Origin of the sequence: Demequina sp. NBRC 110054 (assembly GCF_002090115.1) — a bacterium.
Taxonomy (GTDB): domain Bacteria; phylum Actinomycetota; class Actinomycetes; order Actinomycetales; family Demequinaceae; genus Demequina.
Window position 1 is genome coordinate 1,107,636 of sequence record NZ_BBRK01000004.1, and the last position, 13,714, is coordinate 1,121,349.

A 13,714-nucleotide genomic window follows, 5' to 3' on the forward strand; every position below is an offset into this window, starting at 1 on the left:
GTGGGCCTGCGTCCAGAATATCCCGAGCCCGTGGCCCGGTCAGGCTCGGTGTGGAGAGAGTCGGGACTGCGCGGGTCAGGACTGCGCCGGTCAGGACTGCGCGGCAGTCCGGCGGATCTGCGTGACGACCGCCTGCGCGAGCTCGTACAGCCCTGCGAGGTCGTGGCGGACCTCGGCAAGCTCGAGGTCCGCGGCCTCGGCGACGACGCAGCGGTCGCCCTGACGGACGAAGAACCGCACGCGCCCCGGATCGGGGAAGGACAGGTCGGGCAGGGGGAGCATCTCGTCGACCCACGCGCCCGCCTCCGAGAGGAAGGCGTGCGCGGCATGACGGACGGCATCGTGGGTGCCCGCGCCGACCACCCCGCCACCGGTGCTCATGAGCAGCGATGTGGTGCCGTCCCATCCGCAGATCAGCGTCACTGCGACGTCGGGCATCGCGACGTCCATCCCCGCGAGCCACGCCTCGGCGTCGAGCGGGGCGCCGTAGTCCGCGGCCGGCGCGGTGAGCGCGCGCTCCCGCACGTGCGCGGTCGCGTCCGATGCCCTGCTCACGGGCGCCGCCTTCCCTGTGGCTGCACGCGAATGCCAGACGCCCGCATCGTCCCCGGCCCCCGCATCGTCCCTGGTCAGACGGCCGCGAGTGCGCGCTCGAGGTCCTCGCGGAGGTCCTCGACGTCCTCGAGGCCGATGCTCAGGCGCACGGTCGCGGCGGACATGCCGACCTTCGCTCGGCCCTCGGCGCCGAGCTTGCGGTGCGTCGTGGTCGCGGGGTGCGTCGCGATGGACTTCGCGTCGCCCAGGTTGTTGGAGATGTCGATGACCTGGAGCGCGTCCATGAAGCGGAAGGCCGCGGCCTTGGCCTCGTCGCAGTGCGGGTCCACGCCCTCGGGCAGTGCGATGTCGATCGTCACGAGCGTGCCGCCGAGCGTCATCTGGGCCTTCGCGAGGTCGTGCTGCGGGTGCGAGGGCAGGAACGGGTAGCGGGCCACGGCGACCTTGGGGTGGGCGTCGAGCCACGTCGCGAGGTCGTGTGCTGACGCGGACTGGGCTTTGACGCGCACGCCGATCGTCTCGAGCGACTTGCCGAGCACCCACGCGTTGAAAGGCGACAGCGAGGTGCCGATGTTGCGCACCAGCTGACGGACCTTGTCGACGTACTCGAGGCCGCCCAGGACGGCGCCGCCGAGGACGCGGCCCTGGCCGTCGATGTGCTTGGTCGCCGAATACACGACGGCGTCCGCGCCAAGCTCGAGCGGCTTCTGGCCGAGCGGGGTCGCGAACACGTTGTCGACGACGAGCAGCGCGCCCGCCTTGCGTGAGAGCTCCGCGACGTGCGGGATGTCGACGACGTCCTGCATCGGGTTGGTCGGCGACTCGAGATACACGGCCGTCGCGGGGGTCGCGAGGACGCGCTCCCAGTCGGCGGGGTCGGTCGCGTCGACGTAGTCGACCGTGATGCCCCAGTTCGCGAAGTAGTCGTTGAAGACGTTGATCGAGGAGCCGAACAGCGCGCGCGAGGACACGAGGCGGTCGCCCTGCTTCAGCACCGCGGCGAGCGAGACGAAGACCGCGGCCATGCCGGTCGAGGTCGCGAAGCAGTCCTCCGCGCCCTCGATCGCGGCGAGCCGCTCCTCGAACATCGTCACCGTGGGGTTGGCGTACCGCGAGTACTGGTAGCGCTCGATCTCGCCCGCGAACGCCGCCTCGGCCTCGGCGGCGGTCGGATAGATGTAGCCCTGCGTCATGAAGATGGGCTCGGCCATCTCATCGAAGGGCGTGCGGTGGAGGCCGCCGCGCACGGCGAGCGTGTCGGGGCGGAACGCGGGGACGTCGGCGTCGGTCATGAGGTCAGCGTACCGAGCGGGCGTGAGTTGCCTACAGGCGACATCGATGGGCGGCCAGCGGGCGTGAGTTGCCTATGCATGACAGAGGGGCCCGGCGACCGCACGATCGCCGGGCCCCTCCGGGGCATGCTGCGTCAGCCCGCGAGCGGCAGCCTCCGCCGCGCGATCAGCACGCCGACGCCGGCGAGCGCGAGGAGGGCGCCGAGCGCGAGCCCGGTCGCGTCGCCGCCTGTCGCGGCGAGGGCCGCCGAGGTGATCGTGATGTCGGCCGAGCCGATGAGCTCGCCCTCCGCGTCGTACACGTACAGCGTGTGCGTGCCGACGGCGATGTCGGAGGGGATCGTCACCTGGATGGTGCCGTCCGCAGCGACCGTGAGCGTGCCGAGGTCGACCACGTCCGAGTGGATCTCGGCCGAGACCTCCTCGCCCGCGTACTCGTCGTCGTCCCCGACCTGGATGGTGATCGTCTCGCCCTGCGTCGCCGACGACGGCGCGGAGATGCCGGAGCCGGAGCCCGCCGTGCCCGACTCGCCCTCGGAACCGTCTCCGGAACCGTCGTCGCTTGCCCCGTCGTCGGAGCCGTCCTCCGTGCCGTCGTCGTCGGACACGTCCGCCGAGTCGAGCGCGGTGCCGACGTTCCCGACGCATGGCAGGGTGCCCGTGCGCAGCGAGTAGTCGTCGGTGTCGGCGTCGTCCGCGTAGTAGGTCGGGACGGAGCCGTCGACGCACACCGTGGAGTCGCCGATCGCGAAGCCCTCGTTGGCGATCCCGTCGTCCATGCCGGCGGGGTTGTCGTACAGCGCCTGGACCGTGAACGCGCCGTCCTCGATCGTGTACAGCGCGATCCGGCCGTCGCAGGCCTCGTCGCAGACCACCCACAGCGCGCCCGCGCCGGAGAACTGCACGTCGGCTACGAGGTCGAACGAGACGGACTCGGTCGAGATCGTCGCGATCAGGACCGACGAGCCGTCGTCCATGAGCGCGACGACGTATGCCGCCGCGGTGGTCTCGACGCCCACGACGAACAGCCCGTTGCCGTGGTCGGCGTAGTCGGCCGGGTCGTAGGCGAGCCCGGTCGACTCGTCGACGAAGCCCTCGTCCACGAGCCACGCGTCGGGGATCCACGTGACGCCCTCGAGGCCGCCGTTGGCCGACAGTGTCGGCAGCAGCGAAGCGAGGTTCCACTCGTCGGTCGCGGACAGCGTGCCGCTGCCGGTCACGTCGTAGCGCAGCACGGACGGGCGGCTCACCGAGCTTGCGTCGTTGTTGCGCTCGGTCGAGACGTAGACGACGTCCTCCTCGTCGGTCACGGTGACGCCCTCGGCGTCGACGACTCCGGTGCCGTCGCCGTAGCGCAGCGTCCACTGGTCGAGGATCGCGCCGTCGACGGCCAGGTGGTAGAGCAGGCCATCGCCGTTCTGGACGGCCCACAGGGTGCCGGGCTCGTCGGTGCCAGAGGCCGCGTAGTCGATGCCGGACATGTCGCCGGTGAAGTCGTCGGCGCCGTCCAGGACCGACACGTCCTCGCCGCCGGGCCACGGCGACGAGTTGACGATGCCCTCGCAGCTGTTCTGGTCGCCCGGCGTCGGTGCGAGAGTCGTCTCGAACTCGCCGGTGCCGTCGGGGCAGCGGCCGTAGGTGGTCGCCGCGTGCTCGGTCCAGGCGTAGGAGTCGAGCTCGGTGGTGCCGTCGGTATCGAACAGGTGCACCTCGTCGCCGCCGCCCAGGCCGAAGTCGAAGGTGTCCTTGTCGACTACGAGGAACTCTCCCGGCGCGAGCGAGCCCTCGGTGAACGTGTAGCGGTGGTCGGCCGTGTCGTCGTCCGTGAGCACCAGGCCCGCGAGGTCGACGGTCGTCGAGCCGATGTTCGTCAGCTCGACCCAGTCGGGCCCGTCGGCGTCGTCGCTCGACTCGACCTCGTTGACGCGGATCGGCACCGAGCAGTCGTTCGGCTCGCCCTGCGTGGACACCGTGGTGTCGGTCCAGTCGCCCGTGCCGTCGGGGCAGCGGCCCCACGTGACGCTCGCGTGCGCGTCCCACGTCGCCTTCGCGGCGAGCTCGCCCGACAGGTCGTAGAGGCGGAACGTGTCTCCGTCGCCCAGGCCGAAGTCGAAGCCCTCGGGGTAGGTCGCCGACTGCTGGTCGATCACGACGATGCCGTAGGCCGGGACGACGGTGCCGTCCGGGACCACGTCGGTGCGGCTGTCGTCGTTGTCCTTGATGGACCAGCCGGAGATGTCGATCGGCGAGCCGGTCAGGTTGATGACCTCGACCCAGTCGGTGTCGTCGCCGTTGGACTCGACCTCGTTGATGGCGAGATCGCCCGAGTAGTCGTCGGGCTCGCCGCTGGCCTCGACCAGCGTCGCACCGTCGCAGTCGTTGGCCGTGCCGGGGGTCGGGGAGACGGTGTCGTGGAACTCGCCCGTGCCGTCGGGGCAGCGGCCGTAGGTGACGGCCGCGTGGTTGCCCTCGGGCCAGGTCCAGGTCTCGAACGGCGTCGCGGCGCCGGAGGCGATCTCCGCGAGGGCCGTGCCGGCCGAGAACAGCTGCACGGTGTCGCCCTTGCCCAGGCCGAAGTCGAAGTCGCCGGTCTCGGTGTCGTCGTCGTACTTGGTGAGGACCACGAAGCCGCCTGCGGGGATCGGCTCGAGCCCGGTGATCGTGAAGGCGTCCTCCTCGGCGTCCTCGGTCTTGCCGTCCATGACGATTACGCCGTTGACGTCGAGGTCCTCGTCCGAGGTGTTGATGAGCTCGATCCAGTCCTCGCCGGCCAGGACGCTGTCGTCGCCGTCGGACTCGATCTCGTTGATCACGAGCGAGTCCTCGACGGTCGCGGCCTCCTCGTCGCACGAGTTGGCGGTGCCGGGCGTCTCAGGGAGCTCGGCCCAGTCGCCGGTGCCGTCGGGGCAGCGGCCCCACGCGTTGGCGGTGTCGTCGGGGTTGCCGGTCAGCGCGTAGCTGTCGACGAGGGTCTCGTCGTCGGTGGCGAACAGGCGGATCGTGTCGTCGCTGCCGATGCCGAACAGGAAGTCGTCCTTGTCGAGCAGGAGGTAGGCGCCCGCGGCGAGGGTGGTGCCCTCGGCGAACTGGAGGTGGTCCTCGTCGTCGTCCTTGTCATCGCGCAGGTACATGCCGGACAGGTCGACGTCCTCAGCGCCGTAGTTGTACAGCTCGACCCAGTCCTCAGGGTCGCCCTTGGAGTCGACCTCGTTGATCGCGACGGTCGGGAGCGCGACGTCCGCCGCTGCTGGCAGCGCGACGAGCGTCCCTCCGAGTCCCATCGCGGCCGCGGCGGTGGCCGCGGCGATGCGTCCCATGCGCATGTGTGCATCCCCTTCATCGGTGGGAGGCGCACACGCCGCGCGCCTCGAGTGCAGACGAGGGGGAACGTATCGAGGCCAGCGGAACTTCAGGTGACGGCCAGATGGCTATCCGGTGACGGCGCTCACCATTGCTTCACCAGGGACGATGCGGCGGCGGGCTCGGTGTCGTGCGCGGGTGCCCCAGGCGCCGGGGAGACGAAGACGGGTCCGACGCGAAGGAGCCCCCGCCATCCGGCGGGGGCTCCTTCGCTCAGACGGGGGTCAGATGACCCTCACCGTGTACTCGCGTCCCGATGCGGACACCGCGGTGGCGACGTCGCCGCGCACGGTCACGGTGACCGTGTCGGTCTCGCCGTCGGCGCCCTCGAGGACGATGCTGCGGTCGCCGTCGGCGCCCGGGTAGACCTCGAGCTCGACCTCGGTGAGGAAGTCGTAGTCCGGGCGGTCCGTGCGGGTGCCGCGCGGGAGCACCGCGCCCTCGCGGACGTACAGCGGCATCGACTCGAAGCCGTGGTTCTCGCTGACCCAGCGGCCGCCGGCCACCTTCTCGCCGGTGAGCAGGGACGTCCACGTGCCCTCGGGCAGGTAGAACGTCACGTCGCCGGTCGCAGTGAACACCGGCGCGACGAGGAGGTCGTCGCCCAGCATGTACTGGCGGTCCAGGTGCTGCGTCGCGGGGTCGCCGGGGAACGCCATGAACATCGGCCGCATCATCGGCAGGCCCGACTCCGCGGTCTGCGCCGACGTGCGGAACAGGTACGGCATGAGCGACAGCTTGAGCTTCGTGAACGTGCGCGCGACGTCGACGGCCTCGTCGTCGAACGCCCACGGGACCCTGTAGCTCGAGGACCCGTGCAGTCGCGAGTGGCTCGACATGAGGCCGAAGGCCAGCCAGCGCTTGAACACGCCCGCGTCGGGGGTGCCCTCGAAGCCGCCGATGTCGTGGCTCCAGTAGCCGAAGCCCGAGGACAGCAGCGACAGGCCGCCGCGCAGCGACTCCGCCATCGACACGTAGGACGACGAGTTGTCGCCGCCCCAGTGCACGGGCATCGTCTGGCCGCCCGCGGTCGCGGAGCGTGCGAACAGCACGGCCTCGCCCTCGCCCTTGACCTCCTTGAGAACCTCGAACACCGCCTCGTTGTACAGCTGCGTGTAGAGGTTGTGCATCGTCATCGGGTCGGTGCCGTCGTGCCACACGACGTCGGTCGGGATGCGCTCGCCGAAGTCCGTCTTGATCGCGTCGACACCCTGCTCGACGAGGCCCCGGATGAAGTCCTGGAACCACACCTTGGCCTCGGGGTTCGTGAAGTCGACGAGCGCCATCCCCGCCTGCCACTGGTCCCACTGCCACACGGTGCCGTCGGGGCGCTTCACGAGGTAGCCGCGCTCGACGCCCTCCTTGAACATCTTGCCGCGCTGCGCGATGTACGGGTTGATCCAGGCCGAGACGTGCAGGCCCTTGTCCTCGTGCATGCGCTTGAGCATGAGCTCGGGGTCGGGGAACGTGCGCTCGTCCCAGACACCATCGGTCCAGTTGAACTCGCGCATCCAGAAGCAGTCGTAGTGGAACACGGACAGCGGGATATCGCGCTCGGCCATGCCGTCGACGAAGCTCGTGACGGTCGCCTCGTCGTACTCCGTCGTGAACGACGTCGTGAGCCACAGGCCGAACGACCACGCGGGCACGCGCGGCGGGCGGCCGGTGAGCGCGGTGTAGCGGCGGATCACGTCGGCGGGCGTGGGGCCGGCGATGATGAAGTACTCGAGCGACTCTCCCGCGGTCGAGAACTGGACGCGCTCGACGGTCTCCGTGCCGACCTCGAAGCTCACGTGCTCGGGGTGGTTCACGAAGACGCCGTAGCCCTTCGAGGACAGGTAGAACGGGATGTTCTTGTAGGCCTGCTCCGAGCTCGTGCCGCCGTCGGCGTTCCACATGTCGACGCTCTGGCCGTTCTTCACGAACGCGCCGAAGCGCTCGCCGAGGCCGTAGATCGTCTCCGCGACGTCGAGGTCGAGCTGCTCATGCACGTACGTGCGCGCCGGCGCCATGCCGTCCTCGGTGTAGCCGGTGACGCCCGCGGGCTCCGCGGTGACCGTCGACTCCTTGCCGAGCTCGACGTAGCCGATCGACTTGTGGCCCGAGCCCGTGACCCGCACCCCGTCCACCTCGAAGTCGAGCTGCCACGGCGCGCCCTTGGTGACCCGCGCGGTCAGCGGGCCCGAGACCAGGGAGCCTCCCGCATCGTCCGTGTGCACCGTGCCCGTGCCCTCGACCGCGCCCGGCAGCGCGAAGCCGGGGGACCGGTGCGCGCCCTGGTGGTGGTCGATGCGGACCCGGACGATGCCCTCGAGGGGCGACGACAGCGTGACCGTGAGCATCGGCAGGTTGAGCACGTCGCCGCGCCCGACGATGCGCTTGGTCGGGGCGTAGGCCTCGAGGGTCGCGCCGTCGGCCCAGACGTCGTAGGCCTCCTGGCCGTAGTGCGCGGTGACGCCGGGTCGCCGCATCCAGAATCCGTCGGTGAACTTCACTTCACTGCTCCTGCCGTGATGCCGCGCGTGAGGGTGCGCTGGAAGATGAGGAAGAAGATGATCGTCGGGATGATGCTGATGAGCGTGCCCGCGATCAGGGTGGTGGTGTCCGTCTGACGCTCGCCGTTCAGCTGCTCGAGCAGCAGCGGCACCGTGAGCGAGTCGGACGTGTTGAGGAAGGCCAGCGGCAGCAGGAACTCGTTCCACGTCCAGATGAAGAAGAACACCATGAGGACGGACAGCGTCGGCCGGATGATCGGCACGATCACCGAGCGGAGGATCTTGGCGCGGCTCGCGCCGTCGACGGCCGCGGCCTCGAGGATCTCCTTGGGGAACGTGCCCAGCAGGCTCGACAGCAGGTAGGTGCCGAACGCCGCCTGGATCACCGTGAAGGTGATGATGACGGACCACGGGTTGGACAGCAGGCCCAGGTCGTCGTAGAGGTTGAACAGCGGGTCGAACAGCATCTCCTGGGGGATGAGGTTCGCCATGAGGAACACGAGCACGATCCAGGTGCGGCCCTTCACGCGGCCGATGCCGATCGCGAACGAGTTCAGCACCGACAGGATGACGGCGAGGATCGCGACCATCGTGGAGATGAAGATCGAGTTCCACAGCGCGCGCGGGAAGTTCTGTCCCTCCCAGAACGCCTGGATGCCGGTGAAGTCGAGCGCCTCGGGGAAGTCCAGCGGGCTCGAGTTCGCGTAGTCCGAGGGGGACTTGAACGCGTTGAGCAGCAGCAGGAGCATCGGGAAGACGATCAGCGCGGCGCCGAACACCGCGAGGATCATGAGGATCCACTCGGCGGGGGTACGCGGCCGGGACTTGTTGTTGCCCTTCTCGGGGGCGGCAGGCGTCTTGGTCCTGCCGGACGATGCGGTCGTGGTGGTCATGACGTCACGCCTCCTTCTTCTCGGCGGCGTTCTGCACGCGGATGAAGATCACCGCGACCACGAACACGACGATGGTGATGGCCGACGCGATCGTCGCCGCGTAGCCCTTGTCGGTGCCGTTGATGAACTCGTTGTACGCGTAGAACGAGGGCACGTAGGTGGACTTGTTCGGTCCGCCGGCCGTGAGGATGAAGACCGGTGCGAAGACCTTGAGCGCCGCGATCGTCGTGGTCAGCGAGACCACGAACACCTCGGGCCGGATCATCGGCAGCGTGATCGCGCGGAAGCGCTGGAACCAGTTGGCGCCGTCGAGCTCCGCGGCCTCGTACAGCTGCGGCTCGACGCGGCCCAGGGCCGCCATGAAGATCACGACGGGGTAGCCGATCTGGATCCAGATCATGAGGACCATGACCGAGCCCATCGCGGTGCCGTACGAGCCGCCCAGCCAGTTGATCGTGACCTCGTTGCCCGTGATGGCGGAGAGGAACTGGTTGAGCACGCCCGTCTCGTTCGGCTTGAGGATCCAGCTGAACATCACACCGGCGACGGCGATCGGGAGGATCTGCGGCAGGTAGTAGGTGGCGCGCAGGAAGCTCGACAGCTTGCCGCTGAAGCGGCGGCCGACCACGTCGAAGAGCAGCGCCGAGATCACCAGGCCGAGCAGCGTCGGCACGATCACCATGGCGATGATCACGAGGAAGATGTTCTGGAACGACTGGAGGAACTCCTCGTCGCCGAACAGGGCGATCCAGTTCTCCAGGCCCGCGAAGCTCTCCTCGGCGCGGCCTCCGCGCCAGTGGAAGAAGCTCAGGCGCAGGTTGCGGACGAGCGGGTAGAAGATGACGACGCCGACGGCGATCGCGCCGGGGATGAAGTAGAGCCAGTAGCCGAGCTTGCTGCCCTGGCGCTCCGGGATCCGCGCGGGTTCCGCCGGGCGCTTCTTGGGGCGCTTCTCGCGCACAAGGGGGAGGGAGGAAGACATAGGGGGGTCCGTCTCTGGCGGGGGCCGGGCCTGTCGACCCGACCCCCGCCGTCAGAGGGGTGGTTATCGGACGGTGGAGACGTAGTCCTCGTAGTAGGACTCGAGCTGCGCCGCCGCGGAGTCGGCGTCGTAGTCGCCGTTCACGAGGCCCTGCATGACCGAGTTGAGGTCGCCGTAGAAGTCAGGCGTCGGCCAGTCGGGGTAGAACGACAGGCCGTCGCGCTCGTTGACCTCGTTGAAGACCTCGATCAGCTTCTGCGCGTCCTCGTCCGTGATGTCGGAGGTGTCGGCCGCGACCGGCAGGCCGCCGGACTCTCCCAGCAGCGCCTGGACCTCGGGGCGCATCGTGATGTCGATGAAGATCTGAGCGAGCTCAGGCTGCTTCGACTCGACCGGGATCACCCAGATGTTTCCACCCGAACCGGGGGTGAGGGTGGTCTCGGGGAAGTTCGCGATCGTGAACTCGAAGTCCGTGACGTCGGACAGCATGCGTCCGTACCACCACGAGCCCGAGTAGAAGATCGGCGAGTCGCCGTTGATGAACTGCAGGCCGGCGTCCTCGGCGGTCATACCGGTGACCTCGGAGGAGATGTAGCCCTTGTCGAGCCAGTCGACGAGCGTGGTGTTCGCGGTGGTGACCTCGGTGCCGGTCCAGTCGACGACGTCCGTGTACAGCTGGTACGCGTTGACCCAGTCGCGGTCAGCCTCGCTCAGCGCGAGCTGGTACCAGAGCTGGCCCATCGGGTACTCCTGAGCCGACGTGGTCATCGGGGTGACCCCGGCGTCCACGAAGGTCTGCATCGCGGCCTCGAGCTCGTCCATGGTGGTCGGGATCTCGAGCCCGTACTCGTCGAACATGTCCTGGTTGTAGTACATGAAGACGAACTCGCCGTAGTTCGGGACGCCGTAGAACGAGCCCGAGCCCATCACGCCGTCCTCGTCGTACATCGCGATGGTGTCGACGCCCTCGCCGAGCATGTCGGCCCAGCCGTACTCGGCGTACGCGTCGTCCAGGTTCTGGATGACGCCGATCGCGGCGAGCTGGCCCGCGGTCGCGTTGCCCTTGTTGTACTCGGACACGTCCGGAGCGTCGGACGAGTCGAAGAGCTGCTCGGCCGAGGCGTTGAGGTCCTCGAACGCGGTCTCCTGCAGCTCGACGGTGGCGCCGGTCTCCTCCTCGAAGATCTCGATGGCCTTCGCCCAGGCGATGCCCATCGCGGACTCCTCGCCCTCGTAGTGCATCACGGTGAGGGTGGTGCCGGTCCAGTCGGTCGAGCCGTCTGCGTTGGTGGCCGCTGGCGTGGAGTCGCCGTCGGATGAGCAGGCCGTGAGGGCCAGCGCGCCGATGGCGAGCGCGGCGGCCGCTGCTCCAGTGCGGTGCTTCATGTCTCTCCTACTTCCTTGTAGTCGGCCTCGCGGGCCTTGGGGTTCCGCATCGCCGTCGAAGCGCTTCGACGATGCTGACGATCCAGCTAGGTTCGATGGTTCTCAGACCAAGTGCTGGGCCGCCTTCTCGGCGCTGTCCACGGGGGCGCGGACGGAGCCGAAGTCCTGGTATTCGGGCGGGATCAGGAGGGTGCGGGCTTCGCGCTCCCCCCTGTCGATGGCGGCGACCAGCAGGTCCACCGCGGCGGTGCACGACGCCTGCGCGTCGAGCGGGATCCTGTCGAGCGGCACCGGCAGGCGGTGCGTCGGGTAGGCGGCCCCGGCTGCGACGACGGAGACGTCGTGGGGGATGGACAAGCCGTGCGCGGCGAGCGCTGGCGAGGCGTCGGCCGCCACGTCCGAGCTGGTGTTGAGCACCAGCCCGGTCATGTTCGGCAACGCGGAGAGCAGGTTGTCGACGGCCTCGCGAGCGGAGTGCTCGCGAGGGTAGGCGACTGCGTGGTCGAGGCCGCGCTCCTCGCACCGTGCGACGAAGGCGTCCCGGAAACGGAGAGGGAAGTTGGAGCCGCGCTCGACGGTGACGCGCGGGTGGGAGATCAGGCCGATGCTCGTGTGGCCGGCGTCCGCGAGGCGGTCGACGGCCATGCGGGCGGCCTGCTCGAAGTCCATGTCCACGCACATGAGGTCGGTCGCGTCGTGGGGGATGCCGATGAAGACGACCGGGTAGTCGAGGGCGCGGGCGAGATCGGCGCGGGGGTCGTCCGCATCGACGTCGAGGACGACGACGCCGTCCGCGAGCGCGGTCGCGGCAGCGCGGCGCATGCTCTGCATCGCGTCGTCGTGGACCAGCAGCAGCGTGTCGTAGCCGAGCTCGGCGGCCTCCTTGGTGACCTCCATCGCGAACTGCATGTGGACCGAGTGATCGGTGTCCTCGTGCAGCGGGGCGGTGACCGCGAGGATGTGCGAACGGTTGGCGGCGAGCATTCGCGCGCTGGCGCGGGGCTGGTAGTTGAGCTCGGCGGCGGCCTTGAGGACGCGGTCCCGCGTCTCGTGAGAGATGGCTCGCTTGCCGCTCAGCGCGTACGAGACGGTGCTGATGGATACGCCCGCGGCCTTCGCCACGTCATCCACTGTCGCCATCTCGGACCCCGTTGTCTCGTCGTGTCGAAGGCATCGATGCGCTTCGATGCTTCGACATTAGGTTTCCTTCGGCAACATTGCAACCCTGAGTGTCGGCCGTGACCGTTTCGTGACCTTCGGGGGTGGTGGAGCGTCTCGCCTCCTCACCGCCCGGCCGCGCTCAGCCGAGCAGCCCGCGCACGAACTCCAGCTGCCGTGCGACCTGGAACGCTCCGCCGCCCTCGTGGTCGTTGAACTCGTAGACCTCGATCGCCTTCGAGGGATCCCCTCCGAGCTCGCCGTAGCGGTTGAAGGCAGCGAACACCGTCGATGGCGGGCAGATCGTGTCCATCAACGCGGCCGACCACAGCGCGGGCGCCCGGCCTCGGCGCGCGTGGTTTGCGACGTCGATGTAGCTCAGCGTGCGGAAGACCTGGTCGACCCGGTCGCGATGTCCCGCGAGGTAGCTGCGGATCTCACCGTAGGGGTCGGTGTCGGCGATGTCCGCGGCGCGCCTCAGGTGGCACAGGAAGGTGACGTCGGAGAGCAGCCCGATCGGGCGGTCGTGGAGCCCCGCGGCGGCCGTGGCGAGGGCGCCACCCTGGGACGCGCCCGCGACGATGACCCGGTCGGGGTCGAGTCCCGGCAGCGCCGCCGTCGCGTCCACGGCGAGCGCCGCGTCGGTCATGGCGCGCGTGTAGAAGTGCTCGTGTGGGTCGAGGATCCCGCGCGTCATGAAGCCCGAGTGCGAGGGTCCCGAGCCGTGCGGGTCGGGGGTGTCGCCGACGCTGCCCCAGCCCGCCGCGCCCTGGCCGCGCGTGTCGACCATGAGGTGCGCGTAGCCCGCCGAGGCCCACAGGGTGTGCTCGTGAGGCAGCCCTCGGCCGCCGCCGTAGCCCTGGAACTGCACGATCACGGGCAGCGGCTCATCCACGCCCGCGGGCCGCGACAGCCACGCGCGGATCCGGTCGCCGCCGAAGCCGCTGAAGGAGACGTCCGCGAACGCGATCCGCGGCAGCCCCGCGTCCACCGGCGTCGCGGTCGGGGGCTCGGCGAGCGCGCGCGAGCCGGCGAGGGTCGAGGCCCAGAACTCGTCGAAGTCTGCGGGCTCGGCTATCTGGGGTCGGTAGCCGCGAAGCTCCGCGAGCGGGAGGTCGTAGGCGCCCACCTCAGCTCTGGCGCCAGGGCAGCCCCGAGGCCTTCCAGCCGGCGGTCGAGCCGCGGTGGCCGGCCTCGTCCGGGCCGCCCTCGAAGCCGCCGACGATGTTGTACGACGGGCCGATACCCGCCGCCGTCGCCACGGTCGCCGCCGCGATGGACCTCTGCCCCGAGCGGCACAGGAAGACGATGGGGCGGTCGCCGTCGGCGGTCAGGCCAGCGTCGGCGAGCTGCGTCAGGAAGCTCTGGTTCTGCGCGCCACCCGGCCACGTCACCCACTCCACGAAGACCGGTGCCTCGCCAGCGGCGGCCGTCTCGGGCACGCCCACCCACTGCCACTCCGCCGCGGTGCGCACGTCCACGAGGACCGCGCCGTCCTCGACCATCTCCCACGCCTGCTGCGGCGTGATGTCCCCTGCGTAGTCGGCCACGGTCAACTCCTTTGTCTCGATCCGTCGCCAGCCTAGTGGCGGG

At 69.5% G+C, this 13,714-nt stretch carries 10 protein-coding genes; all 10 read right to left on the reverse strand.

Annotated features, from left to right (window positions below; genetic code table 11):
- Nucleotides 1-90: 90 nt before the first annotated feature.
- The 10 genes from B7K23_RS05115 to B7K23_RS05160 all read right to left on the reverse strand — a co-directional run bounded on the left by B7K23_RS05115 (nt 91) and on the right by B7K23_RS05160 (nt 13,671).
- The gene (locus B7K23_RS05115) at nt 91-555 is read right to left on the reverse strand and encodes a hypothetical protein (RefSeq protein ID WP_084125295.1); all 465 of its coding nucleotides are present in this window, start codon (nt 553-555) and stop codon (nt 91-93) included.
- A gap of 74 nt (nt 556-629) precedes the next feature.
- The gene (gene metZ / locus B7K23_RS05120; RefSeq protein WP_084125296.1) at nt 630-1,847 is read right to left on the reverse strand and encodes an O-succinylhomoserine sulfhydrylase; all 1,218 of its coding nucleotides are present in this window, start codon (nt 1,845-1,847) and stop codon (nt 630-632) included.
- 134 nt (nt 1,848-1,981) lie between these two features.
- Complete coding sequence (locus B7K23_RS05125) at nt 1,982-5,170, reverse strand: lamin tail domain-containing protein (protein WP_084125297.1); 3,189 nt, start codon at nt 5,168-5,170, stop codon at nt 1,982-1,984.
- A gap of 261 nt (nt 5,171-5,431) precedes the next feature.
- Nucleotides 5,432-7,702, reverse strand: a complete 2,271-nt coding sequence (gene yicI, locus B7K23_RS05130) for an alpha-xylosidase (RefSeq protein WP_084125298.1) — start codon at nt 7,700-7,702, stop codon at nt 5,432-5,434.
- On the reverse strand, nt 7,699-8,595 hold the full coding sequence (locus B7K23_RS05135; RefSeq protein WP_084125299.1) for a carbohydrate ABC transporter permease: 897 nt from the start codon (nt 8,593-8,595) through the stop codon (nt 7,699-7,701). The genes yicI and B7K23_RS05135 overlap by 4 nt, the downstream gene beginning before the upstream one ends.
- 4 nt (nt 8,596-8,599) lie before the next feature.
- Nucleotides 8,600-9,577 (reverse strand): carbohydrate ABC transporter permease, encoded by a 978-nt coding sequence (locus tag B7K23_RS05140; protein ID WP_084125300.1) that lies wholly within the window; start codon nt 9,575-9,577, stop codon nt 8,600-8,602.
- Nucleotides 9,578-9,640: 63 nt separating this feature from the next.
- Nucleotides 9,641-10,963: an ABC transporter substrate-binding protein gene (locus B7K23_RS05145; RefSeq protein ID WP_084125301.1), complete on the reverse strand. Its 1,323-nt coding sequence runs from the start codon at nt 10,961-10,963 to the stop codon at nt 9,641-9,643.
- Nucleotides 10,964-11,065: 102 nt separating this feature from the next.
- Nucleotides 11,066-12,103 carry a LacI family DNA-binding transcriptional regulator gene (locus tag B7K23_RS05150; protein WP_084125302.1) on the reverse strand — a complete coding sequence of 346 codons (1,038 nt, stop codon included), beginning with the start codon at nt 12,101-12,103 and terminating at the stop codon, nt 11,066-11,068.
- Nucleotides 12,104-12,263: 160 nt separating this feature from the next.
- Entirely contained in the window at nt 12,264-13,250 is a 987-nt protein-coding gene (locus B7K23_RS05155) for an acetylxylan esterase (RefSeq protein ID WP_084125303.1), read from the reverse strand.
- A 1-nt stretch (nt 13,251) separates the two neighbouring features.
- Complete coding sequence (locus tag B7K23_RS05160; RefSeq protein ID WP_143338096.1) at nt 13,252-13,671, reverse strand: rhodanese-like domain-containing protein; 420 nt, start codon at nt 13,669-13,671, stop codon at nt 13,252-13,254.
- Nucleotides 13,672-13,714 lie beyond the last annotated feature (43 nt).

Coding starts and splice junctions, on each gene's coding strand:
- metZ (WP_084125296.1), bottom strand. CDS start 1,847: ATGACCGACGCCGACGTCCCCGCGTTCCGCCCCGACACGCTCGCCGTG.
- B7K23_RS05145 (WP_084125301.1), bottom strand. CDS start 10,963: ATGAAGCACCGCACTGGAGCAGCGGCCGCCGCGCTCGCCATCGGCGCG.
- B7K23_RS05140 (WP_084125300.1), bottom strand. CDS start 9,577: ATGTCTTCCTCCCTCCCCCTTGTGCGCGAGAAGCGCCCCAAGAAGCGC.
- B7K23_RS05135 (WP_084125299.1), bottom strand. CDS start 8,595: ATGACCACCACGACCGCATCGTCCGGCAGGACCAAGACGCCTGCCGCC.
- B7K23_RS05150 (WP_084125302.1), bottom strand. CDS start 12,103: ATGGCGACAGTGGATGACGTGGCGAAGGCCGCGGGCGTATCCATCAGC.
- B7K23_RS05125 (WP_084125297.1), bottom strand. CDS start 5,170: ATGCGCATGGGACGCATCGCCGCGGCCACCGCCGCGGCCGCGATGGGA.